At 73.4% G+C, this 1141-nt stretch carries 1 protein-coding gene; it reads right to left on the minus strand.

All coding sequences use genetic code 11. The features are described 5' to 3' along the window. Positions 1-353 precede the first annotated feature (353 nt). Positions 354-989: a uracil phosphoribosyltransferase gene (gene upp / locus AC1DUQ_RS21885; RefSeq protein ID WP_477060832.1), complete on the minus strand. Its 636-nt coding sequence runs from the start codon at positions 987-989 to the stop codon at positions 354-356. Between the last annotated feature and the right edge of the window lie 152 nt (positions 990-1141).

The raw sequence follows: 1141 nt of genomic DNA on the forward strand, positions 1-1141 counted from the left end.
CGGTGTAGGTGTCCGCGCCGGGCAGCATCTCGGTGGCGAACTCGCGCAGCACCTCGGCCACCTCGGCCAGGTCACCGGGCGCGCGGCTGGTCCCCTCGGGCAGGCTCACGTACAGGAGCAGCCCGGGTTGGGGGCGGGGCAGCGGGGTGGGCAGTGCCATGAGACGTCTCCGGGTGCGCAGTGCGCGGCTGGTCGGGCCACGCTCGGGGTCAGGGCCTGGGGGATCAGGACCGATGACACGCGCACGGATACGCGGCGACGAGGCGCAGCGCAGACGTGGTCATGGGGCGACTGTCGCACGCCCGCTCGTCGTCACCAAGGAGGATTCGTCGCCGTCCCAGGGAGTGGACGCCTCAAACGACGCCGTACAGCCGGTCGCCCGCGTCGCCGAGCCCCGGGACGATGTACGCCTTGTCGTTCAGGCGCTCGTCGACGGCCGCGACGACGATCGACACGTCGGCCCGGTCACCGACCGCCTGCTCGACCACGGCCAGGCCCTCGGGCGCGGCCAGCAGGCACACCGCGGTGACGTCCCGGGCGCCGCGCGCCAGCAGGAAGTCGATGGCGGCGACCAGGGTGCCGCCGGTGGCCAGCATGGGGTCGAGCAGGAAGCACTGGCGGCCCGACAGGTCGTCCGGGAGCCGGTTGGCGTAGGTGATCGCCTCGAGGGTCTCCTCGTCGCGCTGCATGCCCAGGAAGCCGACCTCGGCGGTGGGCAGGAGGCGGGTCATGCCGTCGAGCATGCCCAGCCCGGCGCGCAGGATCGGCACGACGAGCGGGCGCGGGTCGGCCAGCTTGACGCCGGTGGTCGAGGTGACCGGGGTGACGATGTCGACCGACTCGACGTGCACCTCCCGGGTCGCCTCGTAGGCGAGGAGCGTGACCAGCTCRTCGACCAGGAGCCGGAAGGTGGGCGACGCGGTGTGGACGTCGCGCAGGACGGTGAGCTTGTGGGCGACCAGGGGGTGGTCCGCGACGTGCAGGCGCATGGGCTCAACCTACCGGCGTCGGGTGCGCCATGATGCCTCCATGATCGAGCCCCGCCGTCCGGAGCAGACGGCCGACGCCTGGGCGATGGGCCGCGCGCTCGACGAGGCGCGCCGCGCGGTGCTCACCGGCGACGTCCCGGTGGGTGCCGTGG

The sequence above is a fragment of the Cellulomonas sp. P4_B5_2 genome (genome assembly GCF_056402235.1).